Origin of the sequence: Pseudoalteromonas sp. T1lg21 (assembly GCF_002964625.1) — a bacterium.
GTDB classification, from domain to species: Bacteria; Pseudomonadota; Gammaproteobacteria; order Enterobacterales; family Alteromonadaceae; genus Pseudoalteromonas; species Pseudoalteromonas gelatinilytica.
The window spans coordinates 59,151-72,720 of record NZ_PQBX01000060.1; the positions used below are offsets into that span (position 1 = coordinate 59,151).

A 13,570-nucleotide genomic window follows, 5' to 3' on the forward strand; every position below is an offset into this window, starting at 1 on the left:
TGCCAGACGAGCAAATAAAGAAGACGAGTGTACCGGCCATTTTTGGGAAGGACGCTTTAAGAGCCAAGCATTATTGGATGAATCAGCGCTTTTAGCCTGCATGGCCTATGTTGATTTAAACCCTGTTCGTGCAAAGGTCGCAAGAACGCCTGAACAATCTAACTATACAAGTTTTAAAAAGCGATGCCAGAGCGTAAAGGATTCAAAACAACCTAAGTTATTAGCTCGTTTTGTTGGTGGGATGAGTAAGTATAAATCAAAGGGAATACCTTTTGAATTAAAGTCATACCTGTTACTAGTAGAGCAAACTGGGCGTTGTATTTGTTCGGATAAGCCCGGATATATTGAGCATCATTTACCTCCAATTCTTGAAAGGCTGAATTTCGAACCGGAAAAATGGTTAACGCTCACAACACAGTTTGAAAATTTATTTCATGGAGCTGCAGGTCGAATGGGGGCTATTGAACGTTATTGCAGTAAAACGGCTCGTAAGCGACGAAGTAACCTAACAAGCTGTAAGTTATTACTTGCTAGCTAAGCTTTAAAATAAATCTCTTTTAATTTTTGTAAATTATTGCTGCACTCTTGTACTTTCAATTCACAGATAGCTATACCTTTTATCTTGGTTTTTATTTGCGTGTTAAGCCAATAGGGTAGGTTGCCTACGGAACGAATATTTTAGATCAAATAATCTAAGGTCTCTGAAGGTTTAGCAGGCACTTTTAACAGTGCCTGTCCTTCCAAATCGTGTTTATTCTAAATTAATTAACTCAGCCCCTAAAATCGCGTACTTATTTTTACCGTTTGCTTGTAAGAAAAAGGCGGCAGGTGCATTAAGTGAAGGTATTGATGTGAATACACTTTTGCACGCGTATACAGGCCATGTTGTAGCGTTATCTAGCATACTAATGTCGCCAGAAAAGCAATTGTACCCTTGTTTTAAAAGCGCTTTATATTTACTTTCTGTAAGCGTCAACGACTCATTTAAAACAAAACTGTTACCGGTTCTAAAGCTTAGGCTGCTTGCATCCAAACTCGTGTAACCTTGACGGATACTGCTTATATCACCCAATTCTTTAATTGTGGGTGACTGTCCTTTGTTATTGACTGCAATATCTATCTGGTAATCACCTAGCTCACTCTTTACAGTTACATCGTCTATTAGTAAGTCTACCCAATTATCTTTAGCATTATATGGAATGGCGTGGTACTGGGCTATTTTAGCGCTTTGCCACTCTCCCGAAGTTATTGAATCAATGGTTTTTTTATATAAAACACGGTTAACTTTACGGGCTATTTGTCGGTTTGGGTCGTTTGGGTAAGTACCTGATTCAATTAATATAGTTCGGATACCTTTTTCTGAAAAAGTATCACCAAAACTACGGTAAGAGTAACTGTCGTTGTACTTCCCCAAGTGCCCTGGGATCATGGTTTCAACCGTTTTGGCTAAATGAGCAATAAACTGCATAGCCTCACCACGAATTTTATTTACTTCTCTTGCTTCATTATAGGCAGGTGCTAGCACTGAAATAGAGGCTTGTTTTCCCATTTTACCTGCACCGTAATATGCATTCTGATCATGTAAATTAAAGCCGAAGTCAGGTTTGAATTCATTTGCTGCAGCCATGAGTATTTGCCCTTCTTTTGTGCGAAGGGCTTTTGCATCTCGATTTAAATCAATGCCTTGAGCATTATGGCGGGTTTGAACAGCAGCGCCATCGGGGTTCACCATCGGGATTATGAGAAGGGTTATTTTCTGTTGCCAGCTTTGTAGCCATTGTGCGTTTTCATCTGCGGTTATAAAGCTTAAAAAATCCATCAGTGCGGCAGTTGCTGTATTTTCGTCGCCGTGCATTTGGCTCCACATCATCACTTTGATTGGGCCTGTGCCGATTTTAAGAGAATTAAGTGCCTGTCCTTGGAAAGAGGTGCCGATTTGTTTTAATGTGACGCTGGTGTGTTTTGCTGCGCTTTTTAAGTGGGGTTCTATATCGGCGTAGTAAATCGCAGGTTTATCTAAGCCAGCTACAGCGGTATCTTCAATCGTTTTTGCAATTGCTGTATTACTTAATGCCAAAAGGGCTGTGACGAGTGCGTATTGGCGCATAATTATCTCTTTTATTCTTTGTTTTGATATTTGTAAGAATATTATATTTAAACTTGTTTGGCTAATCCTTGTTCAGTAATAAAGCTTCGATTGCTGCTGACTAAGTATGCTTTAAATCGCTATTTTTATGCTATTTTCTTTTTCTTCATTGCTTTTCGCTATATAAAATACAGTATTAATTTTAATTACTTAGCTTAAAAAAGATTGCTTTTTTACACTTTGTTATCAAATGGCTAAACAACACTTAACCTTGCGTCTTGAAATTCTACTTGTACCGTCTGTTGACTTTGTTATACTCCACATCGAAATTTCAGTAATTACTGAAACTTTATTGATGAAGATCATGTTACCGCATTTAAAAATAGGGTAAGCCACTTACCTGAAATGCAGTAAAAGCGATAAAAGGCGTGAGTTTTGCGAGCAATTAATCAGTCACAAGGTGTCAAACAGTCTAGTTTAGCTAGATTGCAATTGGCTGCGCGTGCGTTTTTTGCTGGTAAAGAATTAATGTCAGTTTTAGCCTTGTTGCTGATTAATTCAGCTATGCTAATCAACGGTACATTAGAAGATGCTCACGGGCTAAGAAGCTTATTAAGCGAAGGTGCTTTATACGAAACACCATTACTTAATGTCTTGAGCTTTTTAGCTTACCCAGTGGTGTCTTGCCAGTTACTAATTGGTCTATGCTGGTTGGTCTTCCATTTCTTCCCTGCGCGTCGTGCAGGTGTCATTTTACGTAAAGCGGCCTTCGCTGCGCGTGAAACGATAAAGTCTTTAGTAGTACACAGCGCTCATGGCTGTCGTGCTCCTCCTCGTGTAAGTGGTTGTCTGTAATTAAGCTTTGTTGCTTAAGTTCAGCCATTTTAGTCGTTTACTAAGTTGTCTTTACTAAGCACCTAGTGGGCTTTTTACGCCCAAATTTCAGTCAGCCAACCTAAAATCCCTCACTTTTTAGCGTGTCGATTTGTCGTGCTCGTTAATCAGCAGGGGATATCTGTAGCATCTGTTGCAGAAAAGCGTCGTGTACTTATTTCGACAAGTGTTAACTTTTAGGTTGTAGGATATTCCTTTGTCAATTCGAAACCTTTGTAATATTGCTCTAGCGTCTTTAGTGCTGGCTTTGTCTGGCTGTAAAGGCGGGGTACTCGATCCAAAAGGTCAAATTGGTGTCGACGAGAAGTATTTAATTATCGTAGCTACGGTGTTAATGCTGATTGTCGTAATTCCAGTTATTGCCATGACAATTTATTTTGCATGGAAATACCGTGATGGACGAGATCAAGAAATTTACGCTCCAAAGTGGGCGCACTCTACCAAGATTGAAGCTGTAGTTTGGACCATACCTATCATTATCGTTGCGATTTTAGGTGTGATCACATGGCAGTCAACACAACAACTTGACCCATATAAACCACTTGAAGGTAAAGGTAAGCACCTTACTGTTGAAGTTGTTTCTTTGAACTGGAAATGGTTATTCATTTATCCAGAGCAAGGTATCGCAACAGTAAATGAACTTGTTTTTCCTGCCAATGTGCCAGTGCAGTACAAAATCACCTCTGAAAGCACCATGAACTCGTTTTTCATCCCACAGCTTGGTAGCCAAATTTACTCAATGGCTGGTATGGAAACAAAGCTTCACCTAATCGCTGATGAGCCAGGTACTTTTAAAGGTTTCTCTGCTAACTACAGCGGTGCAGGTTTCACTGGTATGAAGTTCGATGCCATTGCAACAGCCACTGAAGCTGATTTCGATGCATGGGTTAACAAAGTGAAAAACACCGGCTCTGCACTGACTAAGCAAAGCTATGTTGAGCTTGCAAAACCAAGTGAATACGACCCAGTTAAATACTATGCCAGCGTAGATAAAGATATGTTCCATTCAATCGTAATGAAATATATGCAAGCGCATGGCTCACACGCTGCAATGCAACACGCTATGCCTGAGCACTCTGCTCACAAGAAGCACAGCGAGGACGAGGAATAATCATGTCGTTGTTAGGTAAATTAACATTAGACGCAATCCCGTACCATGAACCAATTATCATGGTTACCATGGCGGTCGTTGCTGTCTTAGGTCTGTTAGTGGCAGGCTTAGTAACAAAATATAAAAAATGGGGCGTGATTTGGCACGACTGGATCACCTCAATTGACCATAAGCGTTTAGGTGTTATGTACATCATTCTTGCGCTTATCATGCTTTTCCGTGGTTTCGCGGATGCTATTATGATGCGACTGCAATTAGCAATGGCTACTGGCGGTGCAAGTGGTTACTTACCACCAGAGCATTATGACCAAATCTTTACGGCGCATGGGGTGATCATGATCATCTTTATGGCGATGCCGTTTATGATTGGTTTAATGAACATCATTTTACCTCTGCAAATTGGTGCTCGTGATGTTGCATTCCCATTCTTAAATAACCTTAGCTTTTGGTTAACTGCTGGCGGTGCAATTCTTATCAATATCTCATTATTCTTTGGTGAGTTTGCAAAAACGGGTTGGGTTGCATATCCACCGTTGTCTGAATTGTCATTCAGTCCAGGTGTCGGGGTCGATTACTATATTTGGGCCTTGCAGATATCCGGCTTGGGTACCTTATTAACAGCGGTAAACTTCTTAGCAACCGTATTTAAGATGCGTGCGCCAGGCATGACATTGATGAAAATGCCAATTTTCACATGGACATGTACATGGGCAAATATCTTAGTTGCAGCATCGTTCCCTATTTTAACAGCGGTACTGGCAATGCTTACCCTTGACCGTTACCTAGACTTCCACTTCTTTACGAATGCGGCTGGCGGTAACGCGATGATGTACATCAACTTATTCTGGGCATGGGGTCACCCTGAAGTTTACATTCTGATCTTACCTGCGTTTGGTATTTTCTCAGAAGTAATCTCTACGTTTGCGGGTAAACGTCTGTTTGGTTATAAGTCGATGGTTTACGCAAGTGGTGCAATTTCAATTTTAGGTTTCATCGTTTGGCTTCATCACTTCTTTACGATGGGTTCAAGCGCTAACGTTAATGCCTTCTTTGGTGTTATGACCATGGTTATTGCAGTACCGACCGGGGTTAAGTTGTTTAACTGGCTGTTCACTATGTATCGTGGTCGTTTACGTATTACTGTGCCTGTCCTTTGGACTTTGGGTTTTATGGTGACGTTCACTATCGGTGGTATGACGGGTGTTCTACTTGCAATTCCAGGTGCTGACTACGTATTACATAACAGCTTATTCTTAATCGCTCACTTCCATAACACTATTATTGGTGGTGCGGTATTTGGTTACTTAGCAGGTTTTGCTTACTGGTTCCCTAAAGCAATGGGCTTCAAGCTTGATGAAAGCTGGGGCAGAAAGTCTTTCTGGTGTTGGTTAATTGGTTTCTTCGTTGCATTCATGCCGTTATACGTACTTGGTTTCTTAGGTATGACACGTCGCTTAAACCACACTAACAACCCTGATTGGAATATCTGGTTATACATTGCAGCTGGCGGTGCGGTAATCATTCTGTTCGGTATCTTATTCCAAGTTGTACAACTTGTAGTGAGCTTCAAAAACCGCGAGCAACTTGATGATACAACGGGCGATCCGTGGAATGGTCATACTCTTGAGTGGGCATCTGCTTCTCCTCCGCAGTACTACAACTTTGCAAAAATCCCACATATTGATGACATCGATGCGTGGACAGACATGAAAGAAAAAGGCCTAGCTTACAAACAAGAAGCGTCTTATAGCCCAATTCACATGCCAAAAAATACACCGGCAGGTGTGTTAATGAGCGCAGGTATAACAACCTTCTGTTTTGCCATGATCTGGCACATTTGGTGGCTTGCAGCCTTTGGTTTACTGGGTGCTATTGTTGTGTTCATCAAGCGTTGTTACACCAGCGATGTAGATTACTACGTGCAACCAGATGAAATTGTTGAACTAGAAACGGCTCACAATACAGCCGCTACGAAGGAGGTGAATGCATGAGTGCCATTCCTGCTGGACTAGACACCTTAAACGGCGCACACGGTCATGTCGATGCACATGACCATGAGCACCACGATACAGGTGGTAACACCGTATTTGGCTTCTGGCTATACCTTATGACTGACTGTCTGCTGTTTGCATCATTCTTTGCAACCTACGCAGTATTGTTCATGAACACCGCTGGCGGTGTGTCGGGTAAAGACATTTTTGAACTTGATTTTGTGGCGGTTGAAACCGCAGCACTACTACTTAGTAGTATCACATTTGGCTTTGCGATGATCTCTGCCACGGGCAGAAAAAGGCGGCTACGTTAACTTGGTTGCTGGTTACCTTTGCTTTTGGCGCTGTGTTCATTGGTATGGAAGTGTATGAATTCCATCACCTAATTGCACACGGTAATGGCCCGCAACAAAGTGCCTTTTTAACATCGTTTTTCTCTTTAGTGGGCTTACACGGTCTTCACGTTACTGCGGGTCTAATTTGGATGACGGTAATGATGATTGAAGTTATTCGCCGTGGTTTAAACCCACAAACAGTGACACGCCTAAGTTGTTTAAGCTTATTCTGGCACTTCTTAGATGTGGTGTGGATCTGTGTATTTACCGTTGTTTATTTAATGGGAGCAATGTAATGAGTCACAGTGAATCACATGTAATTAATAACTTAGAAGTACACGCACATAATGAGCAATCACATGGCAGCGTTAAAGACTATTTAATTGGTTTTGTATTGTCAGTGATTTTAACGGCTATTCCATTTTGGGCTGTAATGAGTGGTTCGTTTTCTAAAACGACCACCGTATGGTGCATCGTGAGCATGGCAATTGTGCAAATTTGGGTGCATTTGAAATATTTCTTACACCTAAACTTCAAAACTGAAGACGGCAAAGCAAGTTCAATGTCGTTTATCTTTAGTGCTTTAATCATCGTGATGGTGGTTGGTTTGTCGGTGTGGATCATCTACGAATCGAACGCCATGATGATGTACTAATAACAATTACTTTGTAATTGGTAAAAAGATTTACGAAAGGAGCTGGTTAGTCTGAGGTTGTGTCTCCAGTTCTTACAGTCTGTTACTAACTAGTTTCTTTCGTAATATTGCGTTTGTGCTGAAAATTAGAGGAGTCGAGGAAGTGTTTCGACGTTATTTAAATGTCACTAAACCTGGCATTATCATGGGTAATTTGATATCTGTCGCGGGGGGATTCTTGCTAGCCTCTCGTGGTGACATTGACCCATGGTTAATGATCGCAACCTTGCTAGGGTTATCTTTAGTAGTGGCATCAGGATGCGCGATTAATAACGTAATTGATCGTGATATTGATGTTGCTATGGCGCGCACTCGCAAACGCGTCACAGTGACTGGCGAAATGTCAGCAAAGGCGGCTATGGCACATGGCATCGTGCTTGGTGTTATTGGTTTCGGTTTATTAGCTGTGTATACCAACGTAGTGGCACTCTTATTTGCTACTTTTGGTTACGTCATCTACGTAGGTGTGTACAGCTTATATATGAAACGTCGTTCTGTGTATGGCACCTTTGTAGGTAGTTTATCTGGCGCAGTACCGCCTGTTGTGGGTTATTGTGCCGTGACTGGGCAGTTTGATGCCGGTGCTGTGATTTTATTGGTCATGTTTAGTCTATGGCAAATGCCTCATTCATATGCAATTGCAATCTTTCGTTATAACGACTACCAAGCGGCCAGAATTCCCGTGTTACCTGTAGCGCAGGGGATCGAGAAGGCAAAGCATCACATTGTTTTATATATCGCCGTGTATGCGTTGGTTGTGATGTTATTAACCATTAGTGGTTATACAGGTTTAGCCTTTATGGCTGTAGCCTGTACAACGAGTTTTTGGTGGTTGCTAATGGCGCTCCGTGGCTATCGTCGCAATATTGATGTAAGCGGCTGGGCGCGCCAAGTGTTTGCTTTTTCAATTGTAAACATCACGGTTTTGAGCATAGCGATGGCTTTAGATTACCATTCAGTAGCTCCACAGCTACTTGTTTTAACTTAGAAAAAAGTTGCTAACATATCCCAATGTTACAGTAGCAAAGGCCCGGAAGTCTCCTCCGGGCCTTTTTTCTTTATCGTTTTTAAAAGCGGGCAGCTTGCTCTACCACAATGCCATGACGAGCCGCTAAACGGCGATGGTCCTTATCATAACCACCTCCAATTACTGTTGCGACAGGCACATTGTGCTCAAGGCAACGCTTGAGAACTAAATGGTCGCGTTGCTCAATCCCTTGCCAGCTTATATCGAGTTTCCCTAAACCATCTTGCTGCCAAACATCAACACCTGCATCATAAAGCACTAAGTCTGGGTTTAAGGTGTTTAATAAATAACTCAGCGTATCGTCAACTACGCCTAAGTATTCACTATCAGCGACATTCGGCGCTAAACCTATGTCTAAATCACTGGCTGATTTGCGAAACGGAAAATTCTTCTCACAGTGAATAGAGCAGGTATAAGCATAAGGCTGATGCGCTAACATCGCAGCGGTACCATCACCTTGATGAACATCTAAGTCAAAAATAAGTACATTGGTCACTTCACCACTTTTTATCAGGGTTTCACTGGTAAACGCGAGGTCGTTTACCATGCAATAGCCCGAACCAAAATCAGTATGTGCATGGTGAGTGCCTCCAGCTAAGTGGCAAGCAATACCATGTTTAAGTGCTAAACGTGCCGTTTGCAAGGTGCCCAAAGGAGCGGTAAAAGTACGTGCCATTAGCTCTTTTGACCAAGGTAAGCCAATGCGGCGCATTGCTTTTTCATCTAATCGATTGTGCCAAAGGTCGTGGATATAGTTTTCGCAGTGCACTAATTCAAGAGGCTCAGGGCTGCCGAGCAGTGGTTGAGTTAGGTTATCATTTATTAATCCAAGGCTTTGTACATGCTCATATAAATAAGCAAACTTACTCATCACAAAGCGATGGTTAGGATCGAAACTAAACGAGTAATTTGGGTGATACACCAAGGGTAAGTGGGGATTTAACTGCATAGCTCATTGAATAGCTGAATTTGCTACAGCATAACGAATCTACCGATAAAAGTTTACTCTGGCGCGTGAATTAAATGGCCTAACTCGCGATGTAATAATGCTTCATCACCCAGATTTAGCTCAATCAACCGTTTTAAGTGAGTAATACTATCAATATCGATATGTTCACAGCGAAGGCCTGCATGTTGATGCTCAACATGGCATAGCTCCACTTGCATTTTAATCTCGATTGATGACTCTGGCAGGGTAAAGATTAAGTCAGCTTTACTATGAATAGGTACTAAAAATGAATCACTTTTAGTAATAAGCGCACCTTGCAAAGATAGATCAAGTAACTGACAGTGATAGTCGTTACCTTCTATATGAAGGACAGCCGGGCAAGAAAATAGCACCCTAGAAAACTCTCTGCGTTCATTCATGTCTCTATTCTCCATACTTTTAAGCCTAAACAGTATAGTTCAATATGAAATGAATGAGAGAAAACAGCTGATAATTACTGATGAAAGTTAATAGTTATAGAAAAGCCCCTAAACAGGGGCTTTTTTAATATCAGCTAATTAGCCAATTTTTTTGTATTTAATACGCTTAGGTTGTGCCGCTTCTGCGCCTAAGGTTTTCTTCAACCACTCTTCGTATTCTGTGTAGTTACCATCGAAGAAGTTAATTTGGCCTTCGTCACGGTAATCAAGAATATGTGTAGCAATACGGTCAAGGAACCAACGGTCATGCGAGATACACATTACACAGCCAGGGAACTCTAAAATAGCGTTCTCAAGTGCACGTAGTGTTTCAACGTCTAGGTCATTGGTTGGCTCATCCAGTAGTAATACGTTACCACCTGCTTTTAATAGCTTCGCTAGGTGTAAACGGTTGCGCTCACCACCTGATAAGTCTTTAACGAATTTTTGTTGGTCGTTACCTTTGAAGTTAAAGCGGCCAACATAGGCACGGCTTGGGAATTCAAAGTTACCAATTTTCAATACGTCTTGACCGTTAGAGATTTCTTGGAAAACCGTGTTGCTCTCGTCCATGTCGCCACGGAACTGATCAACCGTTGCAAGTTCAACGGTTTCACCAACAATGATCTCACCGCTATCTGGCGTTTCTTCACCACTTAGCATTTTGAATAGCGTCGATTTACCCGCACCATTGGCACCGATAATACCTACGATAGCGCCTTTCGGCATTGCAAAGTTTAGGTCATCGATTAATACGCGATCGCCAAAGCTCTTCTTCAGGCCTTTCACTTCGATAACTTGGTCACCTAAGCGTGGACCCGGTGGAATGAATAGTTCATTCGTTTCGTTACGCTTTTGGTAATCGTTTTGCTGTAGCTCAGAGAACTGTGCCATACGTGCTTTAGACTTAGCTTGACGGCCTTTCGGATTTGAACGAACCCATTCAAGTTCTTGTGCGATTGATTTTTGACGTGCTTTTTCAGATTTCTGTTCTTGTTGTAAACGTAAATCTTTTTGCTCAAGCCACGATGAGTAGTTACCTTCCCAAGGAATACCTTCACCACGGTCAAGTTCTAAAATCCAACCTGCTACGTTATCTAAGAAGTAACGGTCGTGGGTTACAGCAACTACGGTACCTTCGTAGTCGTGTAAGAAGCGCTCTAACCAAGCAACTGACTCAGCGTCTAAGTGGTTGGTCGGTTCGTCAAGAATAAGCATATCTGGTTTTTCAAGTAGTAAACGACAGATCGCAACACGGCGACGCTCACCACCCGAAAGGTGTTCAATTTTTGCATCCCAAGGTGGAAGACGTAATGCATCAGCTGCACGCTCTAACACGTTGTCGATATTGTGACCATCGTGTGCTTGGATGATAGCTTCAAGTTCGCCTTGCTCTTTCGCAAGTGCATCGAAGTCAGCGCCGTCCATTGCATACTCGTTGTATACTTCATCTAGGCGATTTAATGCATTTTTAACTTCGCTTACCGCTTCTTCTACTGTTTCGCGAACTGTTTTGTTCTCGTCTAGCTGCGGTTCTTGCGGTAAGTAACCGATTTTAGTGCCTGGTTGAGGGCGAGCTTCACCTTCAAAGTCTTGGTCAACACCGGCCATAATGCGCAGTAACGTCGATTTACCTGCACCGTTTAGACCTAGCACACCAATTTTTGCGCCTGGGAAAAAGTGTAAAGAAATATCTTTTAAGATAGTGCGCTTAGGTGGCACAACCTTAGATACTCGACTCATCGAGAATATAAACTTGTCTGGTAACACCATGAAAGAAGCCTTCAATTTATAATAAAAATTAACAGCAAGTATTGTATACCCAAACTACCTCAAAATACAGAATTCAGCGTTTATGATAGGCTTAATATCAAGGTGTTATTTACTCAAAAAGCCATACATTTCAATTAATGACCACTCAGAAAGATCATTTCGTTTGGACATCTAAACATCTAGAGGTTGAAATTTCTAACTATCCGTTCATAATTAGCAGTCAGATAAGTATGCTCGGAGCCAGCTATGCCCATTACAGTAAAAGATGAATTGCCAGCCATTGCAAAGTTACGCCAAGAAAACGTGTTTGTAATGCCAAAAAGTCGCGCGAAAACGCAAGAGATACGCCCAATGCGTTTGGCCATCTTAAACTTAATGCCAAACAAGGTTGAAACCGAAGTGCAGTTTATTCGCTTGTTAGCTAATTCACCGCTACAAGTTAATGTCGAGCTGTTGCGCTTAGATACTCACCGCACCAGTAGTAACTCTGAGCAGCACATGGATACGTTTTATCGCTATTTTTCAGAAGTGAAAGATAATAACTACGATGCCATGATTATCACTGGGGCACCGCTTGCTCATTTAGAGTATGACGAAGTTGCTTACTGGGACGAGCTAAAAGTTATTTTAGATTGGGCAGAGCAACATGTTACGTCTACGCTGTTTTCGTGTTGGGCGGCCCATGCGGGTCTATATCATCACTATGGCCTTAAGCGCGAACTTAAACCAAATAAATTAAGCGGCGTATTTACCCATAAAAGTTATTTTGACCATGCAGCACTCACTCGTGGTTTTGATGATACCTTTTTAGTGCCACACTCTCGCTATGGTCATATTGATATCGACAAGATCACTGCCTGCGATGATTTGGTGGTGTTAGCTGGTTCTGAGCGAGTAGGTGCCTACTTAATTAAAAATAAATCAGGCAGCCAAGTGTATATTACTGGCCATCCAGAGTACGATGCACATACCCTTAAAGGGGAGTATTTGCGCGACCAAGAAAAATCAGCGGATGCGCCTAAGCCAGAAAATTACTTCCCAGACGATAACCCAGACAACGAACCGTCGAAGACCTGGCAAAGCCATGCCTTTTTATTGTTTTCGAATTGGTTAAACTATTATGTGTACCAAACTACACCGTATGATATTAACTTAGTTAGCCAAGATGTAAGGACTAACAACTATGCCGAGTAATGCAGTGAATAAACGCGAACAATTAACCGAGGCGCTGAAACAGCGAATTTTAATCCTCGATGGCGCGATGGGCACCATGATCCAAGAACATAAATTAGAAGAACAGGATTATCGCGGTGAGCGCTTTAAAGACTGGCATGTACTTATTAAAGGTAATAACGATTTATTAAGCCTGACTCAGCCAAAAATCATTGCGGATATTCATCGTGCCTATTTAGAGGCGGGGGCTGATATCATCGAAACGAATACCTTTAATGCCACGACTATTTCGATGGAAGATTACGATATGGCGAGCCTTAGCCGCGAAATCAACCTCGAATCAGCGAAACTTGCACGCAGCGTCTGTGATGAGTTTGAAGCAAACGATCCTAGCAAACCGCGTTATGTAGCCGGTGTACTTGGACCAACATCAAAAACCTGCTCTATCTCTCCAGATGTAAACGACCCGGGTTACCGTAATATCAACTTTGATAAGCTGGTGGCTGCGTATGTTGAGTCAACACTGGCACTGATGGAAGGTGGTGCTGACCTTATTTTAATAGAAACCATCTTTGATACCCTTAATGCTAAAGCGGCTTCGTTTGCCGTAGAAGAAGCATTCGAGCAAGCTGGTCGTAGTTTACCTGTGATGATCTCAGGCACCATTACCGATGCCTCAGGCCGTACTTTATCAGGACAAACCACAGAAGCATTTTATAACTCAATTCGCCATATTAAACCGCTATCAATCGGCCTTAACTGTGCCCTTGGCCCTGATTTACTGCGTCAATATGTTGAAGAGTTATCACGTGTTTGCGAAACCTTTACCTCGGTGCATCCCAATGCCGGTTTACCGAATGAGTTTGGTGAATATGATTTAGAAGCCCCTGAAATGGCAAAAGAAATTATCGACTGGGGTAAGTCTGGCTTTATTAATATTGTAGGTGGTTGTTGTGGCACCACACCGGCTCATATTAAGGCGTTTGCGAAAGGTCTGAGTGGTGTTAAGCCACGTCAATTGCCAGAGCTTGAAGTGCGTATGCGCTTATCGGGCCTTGAAGCGTGTAACTTAAACTAGG

The 13,570-nt window shown here is 42.1% G+C and carries 12 protein-coding genes and 1 pseudogene; 9 read left to right on the forward strand and 4 right to left on the reverse strand.

Annotated features, from left to right (window positions below; genetic code table 11):
- A partial coding sequence (locus C2M25_RS22040; RefSeq protein WP_234003584.1) for a transposase occupies positions 1-538 on the forward strand: 538 nt, incomplete at its 5' end.
- Positions 539-751: 213 nt separating this feature from the next.
- Here C2M25_RS22040 and C2M25_RS14155 read toward each other — a convergent pair.
- On the reverse strand, positions 752-2,107 hold the full coding sequence (locus tag C2M25_RS14155) for a M14 family zinc carboxypeptidase (RefSeq protein ID WP_105181394.1): 1,356 nt from the start codon (positions 2,105-2,107) through the stop codon (positions 752-754).
- 414 nt (positions 2,108-2,521) lie between these two features.
- Between C2M25_RS14155 and C2M25_RS14160 the strand changes: the two genes are divergently transcribed.
- The 6 genes and pseudogenes from C2M25_RS14160 (at position 2,522) to cyoE (ending at position 8,099) form a co-directional block, all read left to right on the forward strand.
- Positions 2,522-2,941 (forward strand): hypothetical protein, encoded by a 420-nt coding sequence (locus C2M25_RS14160; protein WP_063706310.1) that lies wholly within the window; start codon positions 2,522-2,524, stop codon positions 2,939-2,941.
- A gap of 235 nt (positions 2,942-3,176) precedes the next feature.
- Positions 3,177-4,091 carry a ubiquinol oxidase subunit II gene (gene cyoA, locus C2M25_RS14165; RefSeq protein ID WP_063706312.1) on the forward strand — a complete coding sequence of 305 codons (915 nt, stop codon included), beginning with the start codon at positions 3,177-3,179 and terminating at the stop codon, positions 4,089-4,091.
- Positions 4,092-4,093: 2 nt separating this feature from the next.
- On the forward strand, positions 4,094-6,082 hold the full coding sequence (gene cyoB, locus C2M25_RS14170; RefSeq protein ID WP_105175299.1) for a cytochrome o ubiquinol oxidase subunit I: 1,989 nt from the start codon (positions 4,094-4,096) through the stop codon (positions 6,080-6,082).
- A pseudogene (gene cyoC, locus C2M25_RS14175) lies at positions 6,079-6,713 on the forward strand (cytochrome o ubiquinol oxidase subunit III). Before cyoB ends, cyoC begins: the two are co-directional and overlap by 4 nt.
- Positions 6,713-7,072, forward strand: a complete 360-nt coding sequence (gene cyoD, locus C2M25_RS14180) for a cytochrome o ubiquinol oxidase subunit IV (RefSeq protein ID WP_063706320.1) — start codon at positions 6,713-6,715, stop codon at positions 7,070-7,072. Before cyoC ends, cyoD begins: the two are co-directional and overlap by 1 nt.
- A gap of 142 nt (positions 7,073-7,214) precedes the next feature.
- Positions 7,215-8,099: a heme o synthase gene (gene cyoE, locus C2M25_RS14185; protein WP_054554292.1), complete on the forward strand. Its 885-nt coding sequence runs from the start codon at positions 7,215-7,217 to the stop codon at positions 8,097-8,099.
- A 79-nt stretch (positions 8,100-8,178) separates the two neighbouring features.
- On the opposite strand, the gene C2M25_RS14190 is transcribed toward cyoE, so the two are convergent.
- From C2M25_RS14190 to ettA, 3 genes are all read right to left on the reverse strand, one after another.
- Positions 8,179-9,087 carry a histone deacetylase family protein gene (locus tag C2M25_RS14190; RefSeq protein ID WP_063706325.1) on the reverse strand — a complete coding sequence of 303 codons (909 nt, stop codon included), beginning with the start codon at positions 9,085-9,087 and terminating at the stop codon, positions 8,179-8,181.
- 53 nt (positions 9,088-9,140) lie between these two features.
- Positions 9,141-9,506, reverse strand: a complete 366-nt coding sequence (locus C2M25_RS14195) for a PilZ domain-containing protein (RefSeq protein ID WP_105181395.1) — start codon at positions 9,504-9,506, stop codon at positions 9,141-9,143.
- 138 nt (positions 9,507-9,644) lie between these two features.
- On the reverse strand, positions 9,645-11,318 hold the full coding sequence (ettA, locus tag C2M25_RS14200) for an energy-dependent translational throttle protein EttA (RefSeq protein ID WP_105175297.1): 1,674 nt from the start codon (positions 11,316-11,318) through the stop codon (positions 9,645-9,647).
- Between the two features lie 246 nt (positions 11,319-11,564).
- Between ettA and C2M25_RS14205 the strand changes: the two genes are divergently transcribed.
- Both C2M25_RS14205 and C2M25_RS14210 read left to right on the forward strand, forming a co-directional pair.
- Positions 11,565-12,512 (forward strand): homoserine O-succinyltransferase, encoded by a 948-nt coding sequence (locus tag C2M25_RS14205; RefSeq protein ID WP_105181396.1) that lies wholly within the window; start codon positions 11,565-11,567, stop codon positions 12,510-12,512.
- Positions 12,502-13,569, forward strand: coding sequence for a homocysteine S-methyltransferase family protein (locus C2M25_RS14210; protein WP_063706335.1), 1,068 nt, complete (start codon positions 12,502-12,504; stop codon positions 13,567-13,569). The genes C2M25_RS14205 and C2M25_RS14210 overlap by 11 nt, the downstream gene beginning before the upstream one ends.
- The last annotated feature ends 1 nt before the right edge of the window (position 13,570 follow it).